The 23,347-nt window shown below is 59.2% G+C and carries 16 protein-coding genes and 4 pseudogenes; 13 read left to right on the forward strand and 7 right to left on the reverse strand.

What is annotated here, in order from left to right; genetic code table 11:
• The first annotated feature begins 174 nt into the window (after positions 1–174).
• Genes AC25BC_RS31560 through AC25BC_RS31570 form a run of 3 tightly spaced genes read left to right on the forward strand, consistent with a single transcriptional unit; the run spans position 175 to position 2,150 of the window.
• Positions 175–969: an SDR family NAD(P)-dependent oxidoreductase gene (locus tag AC25BC_RS31560; protein ID WP_487778589.1), complete on the forward strand. Its 795-nt coding sequence runs from the start codon at positions 175–177 to the stop codon at positions 967–969.
• 33 nt (positions 970–1,002) lie between these two features.
• Positions 1,003–1,776, forward strand: coding sequence for an SDR family oxidoreductase (locus tag AC25BC_RS31565; RefSeq protein ID WP_003555162.1), 774 nt, complete (start codon positions 1,003–1,005; stop codon positions 1,774–1,776).
• Entirely contained in the window at positions 1,764–2,150 is a 387-nt protein-coding gene (locus AC25BC_RS31570; RefSeq protein WP_244432293.1) for a hypothetical protein, read from the forward strand. The genes AC25BC_RS31565 and AC25BC_RS31570 overlap by 13 nt, the downstream gene beginning before the upstream one ends.
• On the opposite strand, the gene AC25BC_RS31575 is transcribed toward AC25BC_RS31570, so the two are convergent.
• Complete coding sequence (locus AC25BC_RS31575) at positions 2,119–2,736, reverse strand: TetR/AcrR family transcriptional regulator (RefSeq protein WP_003555158.1); 618 nt, start codon at positions 2,734–2,736, stop codon at positions 2,119–2,121. The two genes, AC25BC_RS31570 and AC25BC_RS31575, sit on opposite strands and share 32 nt — an antisense overlap.
• An 89-nt stretch (positions 2,737–2,825) precedes the next feature.
• Here AC25BC_RS31575 and AC25BC_RS31580 point away from each other — a divergent pair, with 89 nt between their 5' ends.
• Both AC25BC_RS31580 and ligD read left to right on the forward strand, forming a co-directional pair.
• Positions 2,826–3,599 (forward strand): SDR family oxidoreductase, encoded by a 774-nt coding sequence (locus tag AC25BC_RS31580; protein WP_012760428.1) that lies wholly within the window; start codon positions 2,826–2,828, stop codon positions 3,597–3,599.
• 252 nt (positions 3,600–3,851) lie between these two features.
• A pseudogene (ligD, locus tag AC25BC_RS31585) lies at positions 3,852–4,001 on the forward strand (non-homologous end-joining DNA ligase LigD); the annotation flags it as partial.
• A 28-nt stretch (positions 4,002–4,029) separates the two neighbouring features.
• On the opposite strand, the gene AC25BC_RS31590 reads toward ligD, so the two are convergent.
• From AC25BC_RS31590 to AC25BC_RS31605, 4 genes are all read right to left on the reverse strand, one after another.
• Positions 4,030–4,224 carry a hypothetical protein gene (locus tag AC25BC_RS31590; protein ID WP_003555153.1) on the reverse strand — a complete coding sequence of 65 codons (195 nt, stop codon included), beginning with the start codon at positions 4,222–4,224 and terminating at the stop codon, positions 4,030–4,032.
• A gap of 463 nt (positions 4,225–4,687) precedes the next feature.
• Complete coding sequence (locus AC25BC_RS31595; protein WP_128439523.1) at positions 4,688–4,945, reverse strand: thioredoxin domain-containing protein; 258 nt, start codon at positions 4,943–4,945, stop codon at positions 4,688–4,690.
• 1,285 nt (positions 4,946–6,230) lie between these two features.
• Complete coding sequence (locus tag AC25BC_RS31600) at positions 6,231–11,768, reverse strand: ATP-binding sensor histidine kinase (RefSeq protein ID WP_128439525.1); 5,538 nt, start codon at positions 11,766–11,768, stop codon at positions 6,231–6,233.
• A gap of 773 nt (positions 11,769–12,541) precedes the next feature.
• Entirely contained in the window at positions 12,542–13,180 is a 639-nt protein-coding gene (locus AC25BC_RS31605; protein ID WP_128439526.1) for a response regulator transcription factor, read from the reverse strand.
• Between the two features lie 566 nt (positions 13,181–13,746).
• On the opposite strand from AC25BC_RS31605, the gene AC25BC_RS31610 reads away from it, so the two are divergent.
• The 5 genes and pseudogenes from AC25BC_RS31610 to AC25BC_RS31630 form a co-directional block, all read left to right on the forward strand.
• Positions 13,747–14,142 carry a response regulator transcription factor gene (locus AC25BC_RS31610; protein WP_012760425.1) on the forward strand — a complete coding sequence of 132 codons (396 nt, stop codon included), beginning with the start codon at positions 13,747–13,749 and terminating at the stop codon, positions 14,140–14,142.
• Between the two features lie 481 nt (positions 14,143–14,623).
• Complete coding sequence (locus AC25BC_RS31615) at positions 14,624–15,139, forward strand: hypothetical protein (protein WP_245459850.1); 516 nt, start codon at positions 14,624–14,626, stop codon at positions 15,137–15,139.
• Positions 15,140–15,196: 57 nt separating this feature from the next.
• Positions 15,197–15,378: pseudogene (locus AC25BC_RS31620) on the forward strand (hypothetical protein); the annotation flags it as partial.
• Positions 15,379–15,515: 137 nt separating this feature from the next.
• Positions 15,516–15,974, forward strand: a pseudogene (locus AC25BC_RS31625) (NADP-dependent oxidoreductase); the annotation flags it as partial.
• Positions 15,975–15,979: 5 nt separating this feature from the next.
• Positions 15,980–16,321: pseudogene (locus AC25BC_RS31630) on the forward strand (HD domain-containing protein); the annotation flags it as partial.
• Between the two features lie 256 nt (positions 16,322–16,577).
• Here the strand turns inward: AC25BC_RS31630 and corA are convergent.
• Positions 16,578–17,543, reverse strand: coding sequence for a magnesium/cobalt transporter CorA (corA, locus tag AC25BC_RS31635; protein ID WP_128439528.1), 966 nt, complete (start codon positions 17,541–17,543; stop codon positions 16,578–16,580).
• 313 nt (positions 17,544–17,856) lie between these two features.
• Complete coding sequence (locus tag AC25BC_RS31640) at positions 17,857–18,102, reverse strand: hypothetical protein (RefSeq protein WP_245459851.1); 246 nt, start codon at positions 18,100–18,102, stop codon at positions 17,857–17,859.
• A 40-nt stretch (positions 18,103–18,142) separates the two neighbouring features.
• Here AC25BC_RS31640 and AC25BC_RS31645 point away from each other — a divergent pair, with 40 nt between their 5' ends.
• From AC25BC_RS31645 to AC25BC_RS31655, 3 genes are all read left to right on the forward strand, one after another.
• Positions 18,143–19,585, forward strand: a complete 1,443-nt coding sequence (locus tag AC25BC_RS31645; protein ID WP_003555124.1) for a DUF7125 family protein — start codon at positions 18,143–18,145, stop codon at positions 19,583–19,585.
• Positions 19,582–20,640 (forward strand): sensor histidine kinase, encoded by a 1,059-nt coding sequence (locus tag AC25BC_RS31650; protein WP_012760419.1) that lies wholly within the window; start codon positions 19,582–19,584, stop codon positions 20,638–20,640. Before AC25BC_RS31645 ends, AC25BC_RS31650 begins: the two co-directional genes overlap by 4 nt.
• 291 nt (positions 20,641–20,931) lie before the next feature.
• Positions 20,932–23,115, forward strand: coding sequence for an ATP-binding protein (locus tag AC25BC_RS31655; RefSeq protein ID WP_128439529.1), 2,184 nt, complete (start codon positions 20,932–20,934; stop codon positions 23,113–23,115).
• The last annotated feature ends 232 nt before the right edge of the window (positions 23,116–23,347 follow it).

The following is a 23,347-nucleotide window of genomic DNA, read 5'->3' on the forward strand; positions in this document are numbered from 1 at the left end:
CATTTGAACGCCTTGGCGACCTTCGGTAACAAGCGCCGGAGTGTGAGATCCGCACTTTAAGCTCGCTGCTATTTATTCCAATATCGCATCAATTTCATGCCATTCGTCCGTATTATCGTTATTTTCGCCATGCGCTACAAACAGTGATCGTCACAATTCATCGAGAACACGATCATGAACATTTCACTTGAAGGTCGCAAAGCAGTCGTCACCGGATCCACCGCCGGCATTGGTCGGGCGATCGCACAGGGCTTGGCGCGGGCCGGCGCATCCGTGGTTATCAATGGCCGTAGCGAGGGCCGGGTCTCCACAGCGGTGGCTGAAGTCAAGGCGCTCTTCCCAGACATCGAGATCACCGGCGTGGTTGCGGATCTGGCCACCAAGGAAGGCAGCGCGATTCTTGCAGCCCAGGCGCCCGATGCCGACATTCTTATCAACAACGCAGGCACAGCCAATCCCAAACCCTTCTCCGATCTTACCGATGAAGACTGGCTGAGCCTGTTTCAGCTCAACGTCATGAGTGGCGTTCGTGCAGCGCGCCATTACCTGCCGAGGATGACCGCGCGGGGCTGGGGGCGTGTTGTGTTCATCAGCAGCAAATCCGCACTCGCAATCCCAAGGGATATGATCGACTACGGCATGACCAAGACGGCGCAGTTGGCGATCTCGCGAGGTTTGGCTGAGACGGTTGCGGGGACGGGCGTGACGGTCAATTCGGTGCTTCCTGGTCCGACGAACTCTGAAATCATGGCGAACTGGATGGCGGGAACGGCTCGGGAACAGGGCATCACCCAGGAAGAGGCGGAACAGCAATTCCTGAAGGCCATGCGCCCGACAACGCTCATCAATCGGTTCACGAGCACGGAGGAGGTGGCCAACATGGTCGTCTACATATGCTCGGAGCAGGCATCCGGAACAACCGGGGCCTCCATGCGCGTTGATGGCGGTGTGCTTAGACAGATCGCATAGCTCATTCAGACAAACACACTCAAGGAAGCTATCATGGCAACGGCACAGAACGAGCTGAAGCGTGCGCAATCACCTTCATATGATCTCACTGGAAAACGTGTGGTCGTCGTCGGCGGCAAAACAGGGATAGGGCTCGGCATCGCTCAGGCCGCTCACGCGGCGGGAGCGAGCGTAACGGTCGCCAGCCGGCGCTCGGTTTCTTCAGCAGACCATCCAGAGCTGGCGCCCTTCGAGCAGCTAGTGCTCGACATTAGCGATGAGGACGACGTTCGGGCTTCCTTCAAGGCAATTGGCAATCTGGATCATTTGCTTGTCGCTGCGGGGCCAACCGATGGCAGCTGGGGTGCATTCATGGACGAAGACATGCGAGGGGCGCGCAGCTACGGCAATAGCAAGTTTCTCGGCTCCTGGGCATGTGCGCGCTATGCTGTACCAAAACTCTCCTCTAACGGGTCGATCACCTTTATGACCGGAGGGATCGCGGCCCGTTCGAAGATCGGCATGACGAGCGTCACATCGACTTTTGCCGCAGTGGAGGCACTCGCGCGCTCGCTGGCGCTCGAACTTGGCCCAATCAGGGTAAACGTCATTCGGCCTGGGTTCATCGATACCGACCTTTGGAACTTCCTTTCCGCGACAGACGCCGCTGATGTCCGCGAAAAGGTGCGCGCCAATTTCCCAGCGCGCCGGATCGGTCAACCGGCCGACGTGGGGCACGCTGCGGTGTTTTTGATGACCAACCCCTACGTTACAGGCACTGTGCTTGAGGTGTCTGGCGGAGAGCAGCTCGTCGATTGGCAGTTCTGAGCGGTTTCTTGCCGTTTTCACATTCCAAACCCGAGACGGTTATCATCGCGCATCATACTCGTGCCCCTCGTCACCCCATCACGATTACGGATTTTCCTGGAAGCCGGTTGCCGGCTTCGAGGTCTCCGATCAGGGAAATCGCCTCGGATAAAGGGGCGGTGCGGCTGATCGGTATCGTGAACTGGCCGGTGGTGGCCAGGTCGATGATCTTTTGCAGGATGGATGTGACCTATGCTCTCGACCGTTATACTGTTTTTGAAGAACAGTATAACGCCGGAGTCGAGCTTATGAAGTCCGTCGATCTCATGTATCAGACGATGCTCGCCGAGTTGCCAGCGCTCGTTAGGTGCTACGCTTCCCGGGCCAGGCCGTGAGTGCGATGTCGATCATCCGCTTCAGCCGCGCATTGCAGGCGCCATCGCAGGCCTGTGCGGACATGCCCTGGATAATCGCACCATAGAAGCGCGCGAGCGTATCGGTATCGGTTTGCGCCGGCAGTTCGCCTTCCTCGACGGCCCGGTCAAACCGGGCTTTGAGTGTCTGCATCGAGGTCTCGCGCAATGCCGCCGTCATCCGCGCCACTGACGCATTCTCTTCCGCGTGCTGCAGGACCGCCGTCGAGACCATGCAACCTCGCGGCTTGTCCGGCTGGGTGTCACCATCAGCGATGTCGTAAAGGTAGAGGCTTAGGGCTTTGTGAACCGGAAGGTTGGACGCTAAGATTTCTAACCGGCGGCTGTTTTCACGGGCAATGCTGAAGTCGAGCGACTGACGGTATAATTCCTCCTTTGAGCCGAACATCGAATAGAGAGTCGGCGGATTGATCCCCATGGCCTTCGTGAGGTCGGCCGTCGAGGTTCCTTCGTAGCCGCGTTCCCAGAACAAGCGTGCCGCGATGTCGAGCCCGACGTCGCGATCAAGCACGCGTGGTCTGCCTCGTTTGCGGACTGGATCCGTCATTAAAATAGCAATCCCTATTAAATTGTTGACAGGCGAGCTTCACCGCTTATGATAGCGATCACTACTTAATTTAGCAACGGAGTGACCCCATGTCCCAAAGACTAGCAAACAAGATAGCCCTTATCACAGGAAGTTCGCGCGGTATCGGCCGGGCGGTTGCTCTTGCGTTTGCGAGGGAGGGTGCCGCACTGATTGGCGTGCACTACACCGCCAACGGGGATGCGGCCAAGGCCACCGTACGCGACATCGAGGCGCTTGGTGTCAAGGCTGTCGGTGTCAAAGCTGATCTGAGACAGGGCAAGGAGGCGGCCGACAGTCTCTGGGCGCAGTTCAGCGAAGCCGCGCGTACCGAGACGGGCTCGTCCGCTCTTGATATTCTTGTGAACAATGCAGGCATTGCGCCGGCACTGCCGTTGAAGCAGACGAGCGAAGCTGCTTTCGATGAGGTGATGACGATTAACTACAAGGCGCCGTTCTTCCTGATCCAGGCAGTGGCCGATCACATTCGTGACAACGGCCGCGTCATCAATGTCTCCACTGGGTTTACGCGGATCGCGGCGCCGACCCATCCCGCCTATGCGGCCTCCAAGGGGGCGCTGGAGACATTGACCCTGGCGCTGGCGCCTGAATTTGCAGCTCGCGGGATTACGGTCAATGCCGTGCTGCCGGGTGTAACGGAGACGGATATGAATGCCGAGTGGTTGGCATCGCCGGATGCGCGCGCCGGCGCCGAAGCCCTCTCGGTCTTTTCACGTGTCGGACAGGCGGAGGACGTCGCCGACGTCATAGCCTTCCTCGCATCGAACGATGCGCGTTGGACGACGGGCCAGATGATTGATGCGACGGGTGGCGCCCGGATCTGATCGATCCCGACACTCCGCTATGTTTGTAGCCATTCCAGCTGCGGCAGAGGACGCACCCTTGACAAGGCGCCGGTTGAGGTCCGGCTCCCCGTCAAACTACTAGACAGGATCGCGCTCGCCGAGCGCGATCCTGCCTTCATCCACTCGGCGGGGCGGCTGCCCCAAGCTGGCGGGATCATTGCTCATCGCGCAGAATGATGGAGCGGTCCGGATCGATAGTGGGAATGCATTGCTGCGCGGCCGCCGGCCTAGATCGGCGGCGTTGAGCTGCATCCCTGGAACTGTGAGCCTGGTCAGCCGGAAGTGCCTGGCCATCCGGTGTTCGACCTCGGTCCTGATGTCGAGTTCTCGACTGTCGTCGAAGGCGCCCGTGAAATCCGCGACCGCCTGGAAGAGCTCGGTCGATGTTGCGCTGGGTCACCGGTTGCTCCTAAAACCGTTCAGCAAAACACCAGTGGCTCACTTGGCTGCCACGGTTTAGCAGATCGACCAATTTATTGGCCTCCTCGGCGGTGAGCATGTCCATGACAAACCCATCGATGATGGCCGCCTGTCCGATGACTTTATCGAACACCGTCCAGTAAATGTTGAGGTTCTTGCAAGGGCTGTATCTCTGCGCTGCCATCGTGAACGACCTCCGTGTGGTAACGACTTTCGTCAATTGTGAGCGGTCGATCAGACATGGCTGCCGGGCGTCTCTTGGAAATCTGCGAGGCTCGTGACACCAGTCGGCAGCTCAGCAGAGGAAGAGGGCTCGCATTCAGCGGGTGGCAAATGAACTCTGGCACCACGAAGAGTTAGGCCGCTCGTTGCCTTCAAGAAGGCGCTCACAATAGAGCATTCTTGTACCCGCTAATGAAGAGATGCGTTGGAATCAGGCATGCTATCTTTTCGTATAACGGCGCTTGCATCACTGGTTTATCCACCATGCGCTTGCCGCCGCTTCCTACAGTCCTCCCGGCCTCGTGTTTCCAGTTACCGCGGCCTCGATGAAGAGCTTTCGCGCCAAGGATGACTCAGGTGAAGACCATGGCGAGCCATCGGAGGGCGGACGCAATGGCGGGCGCGACTTCCGCAGGACTGCCATTTCATTCGGCCGTTGGGCTGTGCATCGATATGCGTGGACCTCCATTCGCTCGGCAAAGAATACTGAGGGCATCTTGCAATCTAAGGGCGGCCAGCGCCCGCGTTGCTTCGTCGGCTGGCCATCCGGCTGCCATTGCCGCCGAAAGCAAGGTGGATTCGGTGCGCAGCGCCAGTCTTTCGTAGAGGGGTTCAAGCGCCTCGTGGGCGGTGACTAGGCGCTCGTCTCGAGGCGTGATCGGAGTCGGAGATACCGTCGGCATTCTGCGTCCTTCCCTAAGGGTTTTGGGACCTGAAAACTTGCCATAGTTCCAACGTTTCTGTGAATGGCTAGCGACCCCGGTGCGAGGATGAGCAGCGTGGCGAAGCCTGCACTTGCGAGCAACGTTAAAACAAAGTGCGCAGGTCAACCATCATACTTGTGTATGCGAAAATTATACGGCCGCAGCAGACAAGCGGGAGCTGGGGAGCCATCCCAGGCTCAACCAGTCGTTTTCGAGCGTGTTGCCCTCGGAAAAGGAGCTCGATATCGGCGTCATGGTCGTCTGTCTTTGCCGAGAGCATCTCATCGCGAAGCGTGTGATGGTCGACTTTTCAGCAGAGCCATCGCGCGGCCGGCCTCGAGCAAGGCCTCCTAAACCCCCGTATAAGTCATCCCCTCCCATTTGCCACCCGATCCTAACCTCCGATCAATGGCAGGTCGGGCAGCGTCCTGCTATGGTCAGGGTACATTCTCCCGCGCGGCCATTTCGTCAAGCTCACTGGGAGTTCAGCGGGGTACCTGAATCAAGGACATTCCGGACGGAGGGTTCACCGCCGGCGAGCCCACGGGTCGCACCGTTTGCGTCGTTCCTTGCGTTCTTCCGAGGATTGGCACCATGACATATGAACTCGACCGAATCGAAATCGAGCTGGTCCCGTTGACGCTGTTTCCCAGCGCACAAGGGAAAGCTGGGTCCTGGATTCTGGCCTCTCCGCTCCAGATGCCGCCAGATGGTGCATCACGGCCGAATACGGCCTTTGAAGCTCATTTGATGACGTTTTCCACCAAGCCAAGCCAAGCAATCACGCCTCCTTGGGAACAAGCTTTGCTCGCCTGGAGATCTGTCTTTACCCTATATGTTACTGGGACGCGGTTCGATCTTTGGTGCTACTCCCTCGGGCTTGTCCGTCTTGTGGAGGACCTCGAGAATCTTTGCCCTTCAGAGAGTTCCGCGGCCATGCATTGAGCCCAAGCGATCCGCGTCTTGGAAGGGGTTTTTGGGTCCGTACCCGAGGACCATCGAGCTTGGGGCCTAGACCGTTTTGCTGGTGTGGACATGGTGGTACTGTCCGTCGCGTTCAGCTTACTGCCGCAAGATTTCGTGCGATGCGATGCGCTTGTTGCTTTCGCCACTGCTGCCTCCATTGGCCTGAAGACCGCGCCGTGAAGGTGAATTCAACTTCGGCAGCACCTCAGTCGTCTCGCGATGGAGAGGAGAGGCCCGCCGACGGCGTTCACACTTCGCGGAGAGCACTGTCTGCGTGAGCTTCAGCCAGTCGTTGGCCCTATTTTCCAAACATCGCGATTTGGTCGGCATGGGTTGCGCCAGGGGTTTCGTCTCGTTCTAGAGGCAGGGTGAACAGAAACGCCGCCCCACGAGGGCCATTAGCGGTGGCCCACATCCGACCGCCATGAGCCTCGATGATCGAACGGGAGATCGCCAGGCCCATACCCATGCCGCTGGATTTGGTGGTGTAGAAGGCCTCGAAAATGCAGTCCATACTTTGTGGGTCAAGGCCCGGACCCGAGTCGCGCACCCCGACGACCACATCTCCCGAGGCCTCTGTCCCCGTGCTGATCAGCAACTCGCGCTCTTCCTCATTAAGGCCGATCATCGCCTCGATGGCGTTCATGATCAGGTTTAGGATCACCTGTTGCAGCTGGACGCGATCTCCTTCCACGGATGGGAGGCTCGTCGCGAATTGGGTCCGCAGCGTGACGCCTTGTCGGAGCACTTCATTGCCGGTCAAGGCAATCACGTGACGAATGGCCTCGTTGAGGTCGAATTGCCCCTTGCGAGTGGGTTCCTTCTTGACCAAGGCACGGATCCGGCCAATGACATCGCCGGCTCGATTGGCGTTCTCGACAATCCGGTCGAGCGCCTGAGTCACCTCCTCCAGGTTCGGCGGACGGGTAGCGAGCCAGCGCAAGGCCGCCTGGGCGTTGGTGAGCGACGCGGCGAGCGGCTGATTGACTTCATGGGCGATGGAGGCTGTGAGCTGCCCCATCGTGGCGACGCGGTTAACGTGGGCCAGTTGCACCAGCGCTTCGCGCAAGGCCTCCTCGCTCTCCCGTAACGCCTCTTCGGCCTGCCGGCGCTCCGTCAAATCGAGGACGAAAGAGACACCTTCGTTCCTGCTTTCTTCTAAAAGAGCACCGCCCATCAGCACGGGTAGACGGCTGCCGTCTTTCCGAAAGTACTCCTTCTCGAACGGTTGGACCGACCCGATCGTCTTTAACTCCGCGACGTTCCGAGCATCGCGGTCGCGCCATTCGGCCGGCGTCAGGTCCGTCCAGCATAGGCGACCCGAGGCGAGATCCTCTCGGTCGTATCCCACCATGCGGAGGAACGCGTCGTTGGCCTCAAGGATGCGACCTTCGATATCCCAGATGACGATCCCGATGATGTTGGCCTTGACGAGGCGACTGATCTTGGCTTCGCGTTCATCGAGATCGCGGTACAGCCGGGTATTCTCCAGTGAGATCGCTGCCTGAGAGGCGAGCAGCTTCAGCACTACGATCCGGGTCGGCGCGAAGACCCGAGGGGCGAGGTTGTTCTCAAGATAGAGTACGCCGGCAAGTTGGCCCTGATTGAGCAACGGAACACAGAGAATGGAACGAGCACGGTGGTGACAAATGTAAGGGTCCGCGGAGAATGGATTCTGAGCCATGGCGTCGTCGAGTACGACGCTTTCGTTTGTGCGCAAGACATAATGAAGGAGCGATTGCGGCAGGGTTGTCCCTGTCACGATCTCGTCACGCATCCGCACCACGACCGTTTCGCCGCCCGTCGTGGCCTCCGCGGTGATCCGTGACTCAACGCCACGCGGCAGGATCAACAAGCCGCGCTCGGCGCCCGCCTGCTCAACGGCTGTGCGCAAGACCGTGTCGATCAGCTTTTGAAGAACAATCTCGCCCGACACGGCTTGCGAGATTTTGATAACGGTCGCGAGATCGAGTTGTTCGACCGGTGCACCAATAGTGCTCGTTGGAGCGGGAGCACGTTCTTCCCCTCTCAGGTCGGGACAGAGTTGGTCGAGTTGCCGCACCTTGCCGTCGGCACCCCAGCGCAGATAGCAGCCACGCGCGTTGCGGAGATAAAGACGAGTGAAGTCCTCGAAGCCTCCTCGCGCATAAAAGCGGGCGGCGAGTTCATATGCGAGGGCTTCATGATGAACGAAGCCGTTTGCGCGCGCCGAGCGGATGGCTTGCTCGTAAAGGCGCGCCGCGTCGATATCGCGGCCTTCAAGGCGTGCTATCTCGGCGCCGACCAGCCCGGCTCGGTTCTCGAAGTTCTCCGGGCAATTCTTCGCGTAGATTTCAAGCTGTCGGTGGTGGGCGAGCAGCGCCTCCGTATGCCAGGCCCGCTGGTCAGCTGCGGCAGAGTCGCAGCATGCGGCGCGCGCCAAGGCGCCGTAGAAATGATGCTCCGGCGTTTCTTCGAAATGCGACACCGATGTCCATGGCAGTCTCTGTGCCCGCAATGAGGCATCCACGGCCGCCTCATGGTCGCCCGCGAAGAACCGCGCCTGCAGTTTTCTGACGAAGTAGCAGGTTTCCGCAAGATTCGGATTTTCGGAAAACCGGCGTTCGATCTCACCTTCGTCAAATCCGTCGTCGTCAAAGGAGCCGAATGTCCGTGTCAACCCGCGCAGTGTCCGGACGAGTCCCAGCTGCGCGCTGGCGAGGTCTTCAACGAACTGGAACCGCACCTCGCGCGCGAACGCGAGGCCAATCTCTGCTTGCTGTTGCACGTCGATAAGCGGATCGCCAGCCGCCAGCAGGTTCGAGTTCAAACTGACATGGCTGTATCCGGCGAACGTGAGGTCGCCGCTCTGGTTGGCGATGTCAAGCGCGCGCCGCAAGATGTCGCGGCCGGTCCGGACATGTCTCGTCCACGGTATGACGTGAGCCCCGAAGTCTTTGTAAGTCCTGGCCTGAAAGCGCTTCAGGTCGTGCTTTTCGACGAGATGGCAGCCTAACTGACCGAACCGAAATCCGGCCTCATAGTCGCCGAAGCGCGGCCCGGCAATATAGCCAAGCGACACATAATGGTAGCAGGAGCCGTCGCTGTTACCCCGCTCGAGGCTCAGGTTCACAGCTAGGCAGATTGCCATGCAGGCCAGATTCGCATCCGTATGCCATACCGCCCCAACGAGCCGCGTGAGAATATCCAGGGTCGCGGAGGATGCTGGGTCGCTCATCAACGGAAGATCAATGAGCTCCTCGATGGCGTGGCTCCCGAGCCCCGACCATATCCGGTCATATTCTCGCTGCACCTCCTCGTCGGCCGGATGCGGCGACCAGTCAATGGCGAGATGCTGCCTGAGATAGTCGAGACCGACCGCCGCGGATCGATTGGTCTGACCGAGCGCCGCATAGAGATCGATGCGCAGGCCGGCGACAGCAGCCTGGTCGTCGCAGCAGAGAGCATGATTGGAAAGCTGAGCCAGCCGCTCCTCCGCGTCCGGCAGCGCGCCCAGGTGGAACTCGCATTCGGCTCGGTTCAGCTCAAGCGCGAAGGTCAGATTGGGCCGGCGCTCCCAGGCGTCTTCGGGCAGCAGCTTCGTGCCGGCGACAAAATAGTTGAGCGCAGATGCGTATGCCGTCGACGCCTCGGCGCGCTTACCAGCCAGCAGATTGAACTCGGCCAGTTGCTCGCGCTCCTCGGTTGACTTGATCAGTGCGGCTCCCCGATTGAGCTGGCTGACAATCTCGAAAACATAATCGTCGATCAATCCCGGCGCGGTGTTCGCCGCAAGCAGTCTGCCTATGCGTAGGTGCAACTCGCCGCGTCGCTCCTCCGGGATCAGCGAATAGGCGGCCTCCTGAACGCGATCGTGGACGAACCGGTAGGCGTCCGGCAGCCGCTCGAGTAGCTCATGAGCGACGGCGGGCCACAAGGCCCCGGCGACTTGCTCTTCCGGGATCCCGAGGACGAGTGAAAGCATCGTGGTATCAGCGATGTTTCCAAGACAGGCCAACTGCTGCAACGCCTCCCGCGTTTCGAGTGGCTGGCGCGCGAGCTTGCCGACCATGAGGTGCACAACGTTGTCGGTGTATCCCTTGGCGTGAATGCGCCCGAGATCCCAGGACCAGCATGCCGCGTCATGATCGAAGGTGAGCATTCCCTCTTCGGCGAGCGAAAATAGAAACTGACGGACGAAGAACGGATTGCCGCCAGTCTTGTCGTGCATCATTTGCACGAGCGGGTCTGCACGGTCGGGCTGGCAGTAGAGCGCATCCGCGATCAAGTGCTGGAGACAGCCTTTGGTAAGCGGCGCAAGCGTGATCTCCGCGACCTTGCCGCCGGCGCTTTTGATCGCGTGAAGTTTCCGCATCAGCGGATGGGCGGCGGTTACTTCGTTGTCGCGATAGGCACCAACCAGCATCAGGTATTGCAGATCCGGCCGGGTCAAGAGATCTTCCAGCAGATCGAGCGTCGCTGTGTCAAGCCACTGCAGGTCATCCAGGAACAGTGCCAGCGGATGCTCCGGCCGGGCGAAGACACCAATGAACCGCCGCAGTACGAGCTCAAATCGCCGTTGCGCCTCCGATGGCGGAAGGTCAGCCACCGGCGGCTGGTCGCCGATGATGAGCTTCAGTTCGGGGACGAGATCGACCATCAGCCGTCCGTTCGGTCCCAGGGTCTCTATCAGCGTCTCGCGCCAGGGTGCCAGATCGGCGTCGCTCTTCGCGAGAAGTCCCCGAATAAGGCTTTGGAACGCCTGTGCCAGGGTCGCATACGGAATGTCGCGCTTGTACTGATCGAACTTGCCGGACGCGAACAGGCCGCGCGGCGGCACCAGAACTTTGTGGAGTTCATTGACCACCGCCGACTTGCCGATGCCGGAATAGCCAGAGACCAACACCAACTCCGGCGCCCCGCTCGACACCACGCGTTCGAAGGCGGTGAGCAAGGTCTCGACCTCGTCGTCCCGCCCGTAGAGCTTCTCGGGAATCAGCAGGCGGTCGGGGATATCGCGTTCGCCGAGCGGGAATGCGTCAGTCGGGCACTGCATTTCCCATTGGCTGAGACAGCGGCTCAGATCGTGCTCGACGCCGCCTGCCGTCTGGTATCGTTCCTCGGCCGTCTTAGCGAGCAGCTTCATGACGATGGCCGAGACCGCCGGTGAAACATTCGCCACCCTCTCGTTGGGCGGTGTCGGCTGCCGTGCGACATGGCAATGGACCCATTCCATCGGATCGGAGGCGGAAAAGGGCAGGCTCCCGGTAAGCATTTCGTAGAGCGTCACGCCGAGCGCATAAAGGTCGCTGCGGGAATCGATCGAGCGGTTCATGCGCCCGGTCTGTTCGGGGGCCATGTAGGCAAGCGTTCCGGCGATCACTTCGGGCGGCTCGAGGGCCTGCCGCTCGCGGGAGAGGCGCGAGGCAATTCCGAAGCCGGTTAGCCGCACCTCGACGCCCGTGCCCGCTACCAGGATATTGGCGGGTTTGATGTCCTTGTGGACGAGACCGCGTTGGTGGACCTTGCCGAGCGCAGCGGCGATGCCGATCGCGAGGCGCAAGAAAAGCTCCGTTTCCATTGCCGTTCCGAGCAGCCGGGCGAGCGGCTCGCTGCCCGCGTCTTCGAGCACCAGCATGGTCCGGCCGCCTTCGCGCACCAACTCAAGCGGTCGCGCCGCCCATGCACCATCAAGTTCGTCCTTCAATCCATATTCATGGTCGAGGTGGCCTAAGCTTGAAGGTGTCGGGTACTCGAGGGCCGAAAGGACGACCAGCACCGGGTTCAGCTTGCCGTCGGTACCCCGGCGCCATTCCCGGTGGAACACGCGATCACCGTCCTCCCAAAGAACCTCCAAACTCCCATCTCCACCAACGCCGAAGAAAGAACATGTGCCTGCTTGCCGACTTCGTCATCTCGAGTGGCGCATCTGGCACCGCCACTTTCACTTCGGAGATCCTTCCAGTCAATTTGGCCAGGGTGAGCATATATGACGAACCGCGACCACTCCCCCACCTTATCACATCTCGCCTGATCGTCCCAACAACGAGCGGCCATTGCCCGCCCGTTCGATACGTGGTCCACCTATACGAAGGACCGCCCAGCGGCTGCTGGGCGGTCGGGCGGGTCGTGGACCCGCAGAGCTCCGGATGGAGGGAGCGCCGAAGCTTGGTGGTAGCATCGGGGGGATTCGCCACCTATCTCCCGAGGCAACGAATAGACTCTAGCGATAGACGGGACGATGGGAAATTATACCGTGGTTTCGTCTTTGCGATACTTTGGAATACCCATCGGCGAACTTCTGCCCGGCGGGTCATGTCGGCGAAGTCATCCTGCGCCCCGATAATGACTGGGGCGATGGTCTGAGGTACTCCAGCGCGCATGAACGTGCCGTCAGTTGCGAACCGTTGCCGGTGTTGGAGTCGAAAGTGTCTTGCCGGGACCGAGGCCAAAAAGAAAGCCTCCCGCGGGGTGGGAGGCCAAGGCGGGCCGATCGGTGGCGATCCGGCGTCTGGGAGGAGGGGAGAAAAGGAACGCTCACCATACGGCAGGGCTCCCGCCGGGGCTATTGGCCACCAGGAAGGATCGATTACCAATGAGGAGGAGATGACCTAGGCGCGGCCAAGACCTTTATATCTGCGTTTGTGGCTTTCCCGGAGCGAGCATCAGCTTATCGGCCATACGCGCAAGTTCGGGCAGGGATCTGGTGCCCATCTTCTGCATGACCTGGCTGCGGTGAACCTTCACGGTAATCTCGCTCACGCCTAGATCGCCGGCAATCTGCTTGTTGGGCCTTCCGGTTACCACCAATGCCATCACCTCGCGCTCCCGCGGGGTCAGGCTATCGAAACGCGCTCGCACCGTCGCCAATGCCTTTTCATTTTCAAGCCAGGCCCGGTCGCGCGCCAGGCCGACGTGAACGGCGTCGAGCAGATCCTGGTCTCGGAACGGTTTCGTCAGGAACTCGACCGCGCCCCCTTTCATCGCCTTGACAGACATGGGAATGTCGCCGTGCCCGGTGATGAAGACGATCGGCAGCTGAATATTTTCCCGCGACAGCTCGAGCTGAAAATCAAGGCCGCTTTGCCCCGGAAGCCGGACATCGAGCACGAGACAGGTCGGTCCGTTGGGTCGCCCAGACCTGAGGAAGTCGCCCACCGAAGCGAGGAGATTGACGGCAAAGCCGACGGAGCGCAGCAGACTGCCAAGCGCCTCGCGGATTTCCGGGTCATCATCGATGACAATGATGGTTGCTGGCGCCTCGGTCAATCGTCAGAGCCCTCAAGGTGAATCGACGTCTTGGGATATATACTATCCACCCCCACTGCAGCAGAGGGCGAAGCCCAACCAGCAGAGCGCCAGTCATGCGATGAGAACACTCCTCCTCTCTCCTTCGCTAGTGATGAAACGGAATTTCTTCGAACACCAGAATGCGCGATAATTACCTCGGCCACAAGGCTAGATGCGGGCGGTCCCCAAAAGCGCTTGCGCGTCCTGGAGTCCGCCATGGCGTGCCGATACGCCACATGGCTGCGTCCACCGTCAAAAGGGGACGCGTGCTGCAAGTATCGGGCGGCGCGAGGCAAGCAAATCTCAACCACTTGCGACGCTGTGCCGAGTGATACATCGCGACGATCGAAAGAATTCCTTCGCCGGAGTATCGCAATCAGGACACCGGCACTTTTTGGGCAGATGCCCGCTCGTTGCCGCAAGTCTTCTCTATACGATCGTATAGCTTGCGCCGCCTTTGTCTCCGTTCAATATTAAATCCATCCAGTCGAGCGCGCCACGACGCTAATTGGGATGATGCTGATCGGCGAAGTTGGGAGGCGGCAGTGCCAACCAAGAGACCTCTGATTGCGATCGTCGACGACGACGAGTCGATGCGGGAGGCTATCAAGGGGCTCATGAGGTCAATGGGATTTGATGCCGAGACCTTTTCATCCGCGGATGACTTCTTGAGATTCCCTCATATCCGCCGCACGGCCTGCCTCGTGACGGACGTCAATATGCCGGGAATGAGCGGGCTCGATCTGCACCGCCGGCTGGTCGCGCTGGGCAAGAGCATTCCGACTGTTCTGATCACCGCCTTTCCGGAAAAGAATGTGCGCGTGTCTGCGTTGGGCCCGGACATCGTCGGCTGCCTGACAAAACCGTTTGGCGAACAGATTTTGCTTGATTGCATCCGTTCTGCGCTGGCTCTCAATAGCGAGGGCAAGAGCGGTTCGTGAGGTCGCAAAAGCCAATGGAATCTCACATCAAACGGCTTCGACGAACCCCCCGAGCTCTGCGCTTCGATTCGCCGCAGCAGGTCAAGGAACTTGAGCGAGGGGCGGTACCACTGGCAGGCGCGGGAACGCCGGTGATCGGAGCCCATCCAATCTAGAGCCACCCACCCGCTGTCGGGCATGGTGGCGGCCGAGAAGATCGCTGCAGTGATTTTATCAGGCCGCATCTGGAAGATAGTCTCATGCGACCTGCAACAGGCCGAAGGCGACGGTTTCAGTCGGGGACGGCCTCAAAAGCCTTGACCGAAGAAGGCCGGATGAGGCCTATTTGATCCCAGCACCGCTGCTCAATGCGGCTTACCCAATGGCGGAGTTTGACTAAGTTAGGAAATCCTATTCACTCAGGCCGCGACTCCTTGTTTACGAAGTCGTCAGCAAGGATCCAGCAAGCCACTTTTAACAAAGCCAACACAGAAGGAAACCCGTGGCACTCAAATTGAAAACCGGAATCATGTTGATTGTGGCAATTGCCGCAGCCTGTCAGGCGCGCGCCGAAGATAGTCTCCTGGTCCATGCTTTGACCTGTGAACTGCCCTCTGGGGAGGTGAAGAACTTGCCGGCAGACCTTGAGGCTTCCGTGCCCGGCTTTGCTGCGCCAAAGAAAGAATTCACCTTGCCTTCCATGGATCTCTACAGCCTGGAAAAGCCAATTTCGGCCTTTGGCTATACGAGTTCAGAGGTCTTGATACAGCCGGGGCGCATATTGCTTGCGATTTCTGGCACCAACTTGGACGCTGTGATCAAATCGCAAGAATTGACGGTAGCCGATATGGATATCTTACCTGCGCTGAAACAGGTCGGCCTAAATACAGCGATCGTTGCGTTTCGGAGCGGCCAGGAAGATTTAGCATCGAAGGTATTATTAGGTTGCGAATATCAGATGCCTGAGGCTGCCTGGCCCATCGGCGGATCGGTCGATGATCTGAAGTTGGCCCAATAACCTATCGAGCCTGTCAGTCTATGATATGATAAAAGGATTAAAATATCAGGCTTTGATATGTTAATCGGTCCTATAAAAGCAGGCTACAGTCTGTCTCAACGAGATCGTCTCCCGCTCCGGCTTCAGGACATGAAACCTGACTCCAAACCCAAGCCTGTCAACAAGATAGCCGATCTTACAAAGGCATCTGGATCGGCATTGCGCGCAAGCCGCAATGGCGCTGCCTGATCCTGCTCACGGGGCTTCGCCGAGATAGTTGGCGGTTAGCGACTAAGTGGACAGGCAAAAAAACCGTGCTTCCAGGAGCAGCAAACTCAAGGAGTTCATCATGACACCCGACACCACTAATCCATATCCAGAACAACAGGAGGCATCCATGATGGCGTGGCGCGTCCATGACTTCGGCTCGCCCGAGGCAATGAAATTCGAGCCTGTCCCGAAGCCGGCACCCGGCCCAGGCGAAGTTCTGATCAGGGTCAGGGCCGCTGGAGTGGGTCCATGGGATGGATGGATCAGGGCAGACAAGAGCGCCTTGCCTCAGCCCCTGCCGCTGACGCTCGGCTCCGATCTATCCGGAGACGTCGTCTCGATCGGCGCCGATGTGGCCGATCTTGCGGTTGGGGACCCGGTCTATGGCGTAACCAATCCGAGGTTCATCGGAGCATATGCGCAGTATGCGGTGGCGTCGGCGGAGATGATTGCTCGCAAGCCTGCAACGATCAGCTACGCAGATGCTGCCTCCGTACCGGTGATCGCGGTCACGGCCTGGCATGGCCTGTTTGATCAAGGGCAACTCGTCTCCGGGCAAAAGGTGCTCATTCATGGCGCCGCCGGAACAACGACCTGCAAATCGTCTGGAACGCAGTCGCTCTACACACGACGCCCGGCATACCGGAATTCATGGATCCTGAGATCGCGCTGCTCCAGAGCGGGGCCGGCATGGATGTGGCCGGCCGCGGCTACGATCGGTTCACAGATGAAGAACGGCAGGCTGTTGTCAAAGCTTTTCCGCGTGAAAACCACTTCAAGGAAGGGATCATTGACGCGTTCTATCATGGCATGAAACACCGCCCCCACACCACCTTCGGAACCTTCAATGATGATGTCCTGGCGTTCAAGGACCCGAAGTTTCAACGGATCGATATGTGCAGCATCATTTTAGGTTCAAGGTGGCCGGGTTGAACTGGGTCACCGGCAGGGTGCAGTGCCTTGATGACTTCGTGTCTCGGAAAAAGCACCTCTAGCTCGCCTCGCTCACGAATTCGCGCGGGGAGCTCTTCGACAATCGGATGTCGGCTGTCGAGAGCTCGACAGATTTGCACGACGGAAGTGAGAACGAGGGTCAGGGCGCAACTCGATTTGTTGTGTGGCCGACTTTTCATCTGCCCCCCATGGGCGCATGGGCGGAACCGCCCTTTATGAACTTCTGGCGATCGGGTTACAGCCATCCAGCTTTTCTGAAGCGGGAGTAGAGGATACCACAGACGACGACGATGACGGTCAGGACGACGTAGTAGCCGTACTCTGTCCCTAGTTCCGGCATGTGCTCGAAGTTCATGCCGTATATGCCCGCGATCGCAGTCGGCACGGCGAGAATCGCGGCCCATGCGGCGAGCTGCCTCGTAATGGTCCCCTGCCGCTGCTGCTCCAGAAGGTTGGATGCCTCGAAGACCGATGTGATGATGTCCCGCAGGCCGCCCACGACGCTCTCCACGCGCCGGACGTGATCATGGACGTCGCGGAAGAACGGCTTTGAGTTCTCGTCGACGCAGGGCAGGTCCAGGTGGGTCAGCTTTCCGACGACTTCCGACATCGGCCCCAGCACGCGCTGGAACTTGATGACCTGACGTCTCATTCTGAAAATGCGCCTGATCTGCTCGCGTTCCAGGAAAGAGATCAGGACGTGCTTCTCGAGCTCGAGGACCCTGTCTTCCATGGTTTCCACCATCGGAAGATAGCCGTCGACAACGAAGTCTATAATGCCATGGAGAACATAGTCCGGGCCGTGCTCGAGGAGCTGCGGCGAATGCTCAAGCTGTTCCCGCAGGCCCTTATGCGACTTCGCGGATCCATGTCTCACCGAAATCAGGTGATGCTTGCCCACGAAGATGCATGTCTCGCCATAGGCTATCTTGTCGCCTTCCAAATGCGCCGTCTTGATGACCACGAAGAGTTGGTCGCCGTAGACGTCGACCTTCGGCACCTGCTGCCCGTTCAAGGCGTCCTCCACTGCCAGCGGATGCAGCCCGAACATCATCTTTAGACTGTCCATTTCGTCGGAAGTGGGTTCTGCGAGCCCTATCCAGACAAACTCGCCGTCTCGGGTTACGAAGGACTGGGATTGAAGCGCTACCTCTTCGGCGCGCTTGCCGTTTCGGTAGATGTACGATGCGATGACTGTCATAGGATACTCGGAAGTTGGGGGTAGCAGCGTGGCTATTCACCGCTTCATCAACGCGGAGCGTTGGCGAAGGTTCGCTCCCGGCGCTACAGCCAGCGTAGATCAGATGCTGAACTGTTCGCCGATTTCCACGACCTTGTCTGCGGGAAGCTCGAAGTAGGTCGATGGGTCGACGCCTAGCCCCGACTGCGCGATATAGAGGTCATCCTGCCACCGCGTAACGCCGAGGTCGGGTTGCCCATCAGCGTGCGTCGACCGCGATAAAACGATGTCGCGGAGGCGATCATGGTGTCGCCAATGAACAGCGCCGAACCCGTCAACCCTGCGGTCGCCGCACCAATGCCAGTGACGCGACGAGGCGCGATATCTGCTCGAACAGGCGCATCTTGCTTAGAAAAACGACATCCGTGGTTAGGTCTGAACAATCCGTCATGCGCTTGCACAGCGCCGCCGCTGCGTTTGCGAGGAGGGAACGCTGGCCGATTGGGTCCCAATGCTGTTGATGTTTCGAGAAACCGAAATATAACAGCAACTGCCTCCCTTCCCAGACGATGCCCGCCATCGGTCCCATTTGCGCAACACAATCCTAGCGAAAGACGAATATGACAAAACGGAAAAGGACCTCGATCGTCAGCACCGGGATTGGTGGACTTGACGAAATCCTACGCGGTGGCCTGCCGGCATCCAATCTTTACATGCTGCAGGGCGCGCCGGGATCGGGCAAGACAACGGCCGCGCTACAATTCCTGCGGGCCGGCGTCGAGGCGGGCGAAAGCTGCATTTACGTGACGCTTTCGCAGACAGCTGCGGAACTCGAAGCCATTGCCGTGTCGCACGGCTGGACGCTCGACGGGATCCGCGTCGAAGAGCTGTCCACATCCGGCGCGGTCAACGAGGCCGACGACCAGAGCATATTCTTGACCACTGATCTCCGGTTGGACGAGACCAGAAAAGCCATCGAAGCCGCGATCGAGAAACATAAGCCCCGCCGCCTCGTTTACGACTCCCTACTTGAGATCCGCTTGATCACCGGTGACTCGCCGCGTTTCCGTCGCGAGTTGATCGGCTTCAAGTCCTTCCTGGCGAAACAGGACGTCGTGGCGCTGTTGCTGGACACGCAGACAGCCGGCAACGACCGCAGCGGTGAGGAGGTGGAGGGGCTGGCGCACGGTGTCATTCGCTTCGACAAATCACTGGAAGAATATGGCGGCGTACGCCGCCGCATCGAGGTCTCGAAGATGCGTAGCGTGCCTGTGGCTGACGGCTATCACGATATGGCGATACGTGAAGGCGAGGGCGTCGTCGTCTTCCCTCGTATCACGCCGAGCACAGCGCCAGAGATCGCCAAGCCACAGCTGATCAAGTCTGGCGTGGCCGAACTCGACGAGATGTTCGGTGGTGGTCAGGAGGCCGGAACAACCACACTGGTAATCGGGCAGTCCGGCACCGGCAAATCAACGATGTCATCTCTTTATGCGACGGCGGCGCTGGAACGAGGCGAGAATGTCGCGCTGTTTCTCTTCGAGGAGCGCTTGGAGACGTTCTTCCGCCGCTCCGAAGGTTTGGGCATGGAACTGCGGCAATTCCACAAGGATGGTAAGCTGGTCCTGCGGGATTTTAACCCGAACGAGATTTCGCCCGGTGAATTCGGGCAGATCGTTCAGGAGGCGGTTACCCAAAACAGGTCGCGAGTGGTGGTGATCGACAGTTTGACCGGTTACCTCAACTCTCTGCCGCATCGAGAGAAAGCCGTTCGCGACATCCAATCGCTCCTGAAATACCTCGCCCGGTCCGGTGTCCTGACCATGCTCATCGTCGCGCAGCACGGCCTGCTTGGTCAAAATGTTGGGATCGACGTCGATGTCAGCTTTCTTGGCGACACCGTCCTCCTGCTTCGGATCGTTGAGCACGAAGGCCGCCTCCGCCGAAACATCACGGTGGTCAAGAAGCGTCATGGACCGCACGATCTCAACGTCCGCGAGCTGCTGATCGAAAGCGGCAGCGTAAGTGTCGTGGCCTACAATCCCTTGCCTGATCCGAAATGAACATCGTTACGCCCGAAAGCGAACTGGACTGGGTTCTCGTCCTCGCTCCTTTTCGCAAGGACGCGGAGTATATAGCGGCGTCTCTTCGTGAGCAGGCGGTCGAGGTCAAAGCAGTCAAGGCGGACGAAGATCTGGTCCAGCATCTTGCCTTGTCACCCGGGATCATCGTTATCACCCACGAGGCACTCAGTTCCGAGGTCGTAGGCAAAATCGCAGAACATCTCGCCGAGCAGGCTGGCTGGTCTGAAGTTCCAATCGTCGTTTTGTTGGAGCGCTCTGCGCCAGTCGCGAGAATACGCACCCGATTGCAGGCTTCCTGGCCAGATGCTCGCCTTCTGTTCCATACCCGCCCGATCGCACCGTTGGAATTCGTGAACGCCATCCAGTCGAATATGCTGGTGCGACTGCGCCAGCGCCAGGTTCGCGATTCCATCGAACGGGAGCGAGAGCTGCGTCTGGAGCTTAATCATCGGGTAAAGAACATCCTGGCGAGTGTCAGCTCGATCTTCCGGATGACCAGGCGCGGCGCGGCATCTGTCGATGACTTGGCCGACGATTTTACAAGCCGCCTTCAGGCGCTTTCCAACGTCCATACTGCTGTCTTCGAAGCCGGCGGGGAGGAGGTCTCGCTGTGCGACGTCGTGGGCCTGACGGTTTCTCCGTACAACAGTGATGGCATGAGCCGCATCAACGTCAGCGGCCCTGAGATCACGGTCGGCCGCGAGGCCGGAACCACGATAGCACTGTGTTTGCACGAACTCATAACGAATGCGATCAAATACGGCGCATTGTCAGAGCCCGATGGAACGGTCGAAATCGTCTGGACGATCGCGGAAGCGGGCGGCCCCAAATTAAGCTTGAAATGGATTGAAACGGGCGGTCCGCCGGTGCGTGAACCGACGCGGCAAGGCTACGGCACGAGATATGTTCGCTCAGCGTTCGCGTCCTTGTTCGGATCGCTTCCCGACATCTCCTTTGCCCCAGACGGCTTTCGGTGCAGCGTGAGTGGTCCGTTATCGCGCGTCACGCCGCAAAACCACAATACGGCAGATTAGCATCTATTCAGGCAGCACTTTTCCTGCGCCGCGATTTAACCAGGGTGGTTCACCGAGCGCGAGGCCTTGCCGGGATCCCGCCGCGGTTCCATTGCCCACAGCCCAGTCGAAGCCCGCGGGCCCCAGGCTGCCAATCGACCACTGTCACAACAAATCCATCAGAATCCTATCACCGTACCCCTTTGCGGCGCGTGGCGTGGTCGGACCATCCGACACCCTCTCGCATGAACTCTTCCGAGGCTTTTGCGTTGTGGTAGTTCTGCCGGCAATTCAGGTCAGCCACGAGGCACGATGGAATCCCCAATCAATTTTCCCGCCGAACGCCTTCAACAAATCCTCAACAGCGCCATCGATACCGGGATCATAACCCTCGACGCTGAAGGCAATATCACCAGCTGGAGCAAAGGTGCCGAGAGGCTGCTTGGGTGGTCGCAGGAGGAGATGCTCGGAAAGACGCTGATCGAAATCTTCCTAGATGACGAGGGCGCCCCCGATTTGCTGGCAGCTGAGCTGGAAGATGCTCGACTGAACGGCAAAGGAGGAGGCGAAGGCTGGCGGATGCGCAAGGACGAGGGACGGATATGGGCGGTGGGAGAGACAACGCCGCTCTTCGATGACTGGCGCGAGCTGGTTGGGTTCGTGAAAATCCTCAGGGATCGTACCGAGCAGCGACAAATCGAGATCGCCCTTCGGGAGCGCACCCGAGCTTTGGAGATCCTCAATCGCGCGGGCGCCAGCCTTGCACGCGAGAACGATCTGGAGAAGGTCGTTCGGTTGGTGACCGACGCAGGCGTCGAGCTGACCGGTGCGCAGTTCGGCGCGTTCTTTTACAATGTCATCAACAAGGCCGGCGAGAGCTACATGCTCTACACACTCTCAGGTGTGGCCCGGGACGCGTTTTCGAAGTTTCCCATGCCGCGCAACACCGAAGTCTTTGCGCCGACGTTCCTCGGCCAAGGCATTTTGCGCTCTGACGACATCACCAAGGATAGCCGATACGGAAAAAACGCACCACGCCACGGTATGCCGGAAGGCCATCTCCCGGTCCGAAGTTACCTTGCAGTTCCTGTTATTTCCCGAACAGGAGAGGTTATCGGCGGACTCTTCTTCGGCCACGAGAATGTGGGTGTATTCGATGAGGAATCTGAAAAGGGCTTGGCGGGCCTTGCTGGCGAGGCAGCAGTCGCCATCGACAATGCGCGGCTATTCGACGCCGCTCAGCGCGAGCTGCTTGAGCGGCGGCGCGCCGAGGAGGCTCTAAGGGAGCTCAATGCCAATCTCGAAGATCTTGTCAGGCAAAAAAGGGATGAGCTTACACGCAACGCCGATGCTCTTCGACAAGCACAAAAGATGGAAGCGGTCGGGCAGCTGACGGGTGGTGTCGCCCATGACTTCAACAACCTCTTGCAGATTATTGTCGGCAACCTGGACACGCTGATGCGAACTTTGCCGCCTGAAGCTGGCCGCCTGCGTAGAGCGGCCTCACAGGCGATGAATGGTGCGCGGCGCGCCGCGGCGCTGACCCAGAGACTTCTGGCTTTCGCTCGCCGACAGGCGCTTGACCCGAAGCCCGTTGACGCGAATGCGCTCATACGAGGCATGTCGGAGCTGTTGCACCGTACGATTGGCGAGATCTACCAGATCGAAGTGGTGTTAGCTGGTGGCCTCTGGAGGACAGAAGCGGATCCGAATGAGCTTGAAAGCGCCTTGCTCAACCTGGTGATCAACGCACGCGATGCGATGCCCGGTGGTGGGAAACTGACGGTCGAGACTTTCAACGCTCATCTCGACGAGGCGTATGCCGCAATGCACGCCGAAGTCATTCCCGGCCAGTATGCCGCAATCAGTGTTTCCGATACTGGAACGGGTATGGAGGCCGAAACCCTTTCTCGCGTTTTTGAGCCGTTCTTCACAACCAAGGATCAAGGTAAAGGCACAGGCCTTGGGCTCAGCCAGGTCTACGGTTTTGTCAAACAGTCAAAGGGTCATGTGAAGATTTACTCAGAGGTCGGAGAAGGCACGACTGTCAAAATCTATCTCCCCAGGCTGTTGGCCGAAGGCGCGGAGGAAGAGGTGGCCGAGCGCGCGCCGATCCCTGAGGCGGCAGACGGCGAATTTATCCTCGTCGTCGAGGATGATCCGGATGTGCGGGCATATTCGGTGGAGTCGCTGCGAGAGCTGGGCTACCAAATATTGGAAGCGAAGGATGGCCCTACTGCCCTCCAACTACTGGCGGCCCACGGACCGGTTAATCTGATCTTCACCGATGTTGTCCTTCCCGGGGGGATGAGCGGAGCGGACGTCGTCGCTAGGGCAAGAGAAATGTATCCAGAAATGAAAGCGCTGTTCACCACCGGCTATTCGCGCAATGCTATCGTGCATCATGGCCGCCTGGATAAGGGCGTAAACCTTCTGACAAAGCCGTTCTCGTTCGAAGACCTGGCGGTACGAATAAGGGACGTTCTTGACCTCTGAAATAAAGTTTCAGTATGGATCCCCAGGGCGGCGAGGTGGTGGCTGAAAAGTCTCGGAAACTGCCCCATATTTGGTCCCCGCTTCTGGCGCGGCAACCGGCGGCCTTTGTGTTTTCCGGAGGCCTAGTCAGGCTTCGATCAGCCAATGGCCTTGATGCTGGTAGTCTTCTAGGGTTCCATCGACTGAGACGTCATATGACCAGCAGCGCGCCACGCAGCCCTTAAGCGGTGTT

It is taken from the genome of Rhizobium sp. WSM409 (assembly GCF_057653825.1).

Bases quoted from the DNA above. Each gene is read 5' to 3' on its own strand.
- AC25BC_RS31575 (WP_003555158.1), bottom strand. From the start codon at position 2,736: ATGACGGATCCAGTCCGCAAACGAGGCAGACCACGCGTGCTTGATCGC.
- AC25BC_RS31565 (WP_003555162.1), top strand. From the start codon at position 1,003: ATGGCAACGGCACAGAACGAGCTGAAGCGTGCGCAATCACCTTCATAT.
- AC25BC_RS31640 (WP_245459851.1), bottom strand. From the start codon at position 18,102: ATGGCGGGCATCGTCTGGGAAGGGAGGCAGTTGCTGTTATATTTCGGT.
- AC25BC_RS31595 (WP_128439523.1), bottom strand. From the start codon at position 4,945: ATGCCGACGGTATCTCCGACTCCGATCACGCCTCGAGACGAGCGCCTA.
- AC25BC_RS31590 (WP_003555153.1), bottom strand. From the start codon at position 4,224: ATGGCAGCGCAGAGATACAGCCCTTGCAAGAACCTCAACATTTACTGG.
- AC25BC_RS31655 (WP_128439529.1), top strand. From the start codon at position 20,932: ATGGAATCCCCAATCAATTTTCCCGCCGAACGCCTTCAACAAATCCTC.
- AC25BC_RS31580 (WP_012760428.1), top strand. From the start codon at position 2,826: ATGTCCCAAAGACTAGCAAACAAGATAGCCCTTATCACAGGAAGTTCG.
- AC25BC_RS31645 (WP_003555124.1), top strand. From the start codon at position 18,143: ATGACAAAACGGAAAAGGACCTCGATCGTCAGCACCGGGATTGGTGGA.
- AC25BC_RS31560 (WP_487778589.1), top strand. From the start codon at position 175: ATGAACATTTCACTTGAAGGTCGCAAAGCAGTCGTCACCGGATCCACC.
- AC25BC_RS31650 (WP_012760419.1), top strand. From the start codon at position 19,582: ATGAACATCGTTACGCCCGAAAGCGAACTGGACTGGGTTCTCGTCCTC.
- corA (WP_128439528.1), bottom strand. From the start codon at position 17,543: ATGACAGTCATCGCATCGTACATCTACCGAAACGGCAAGCGCGCCGAA.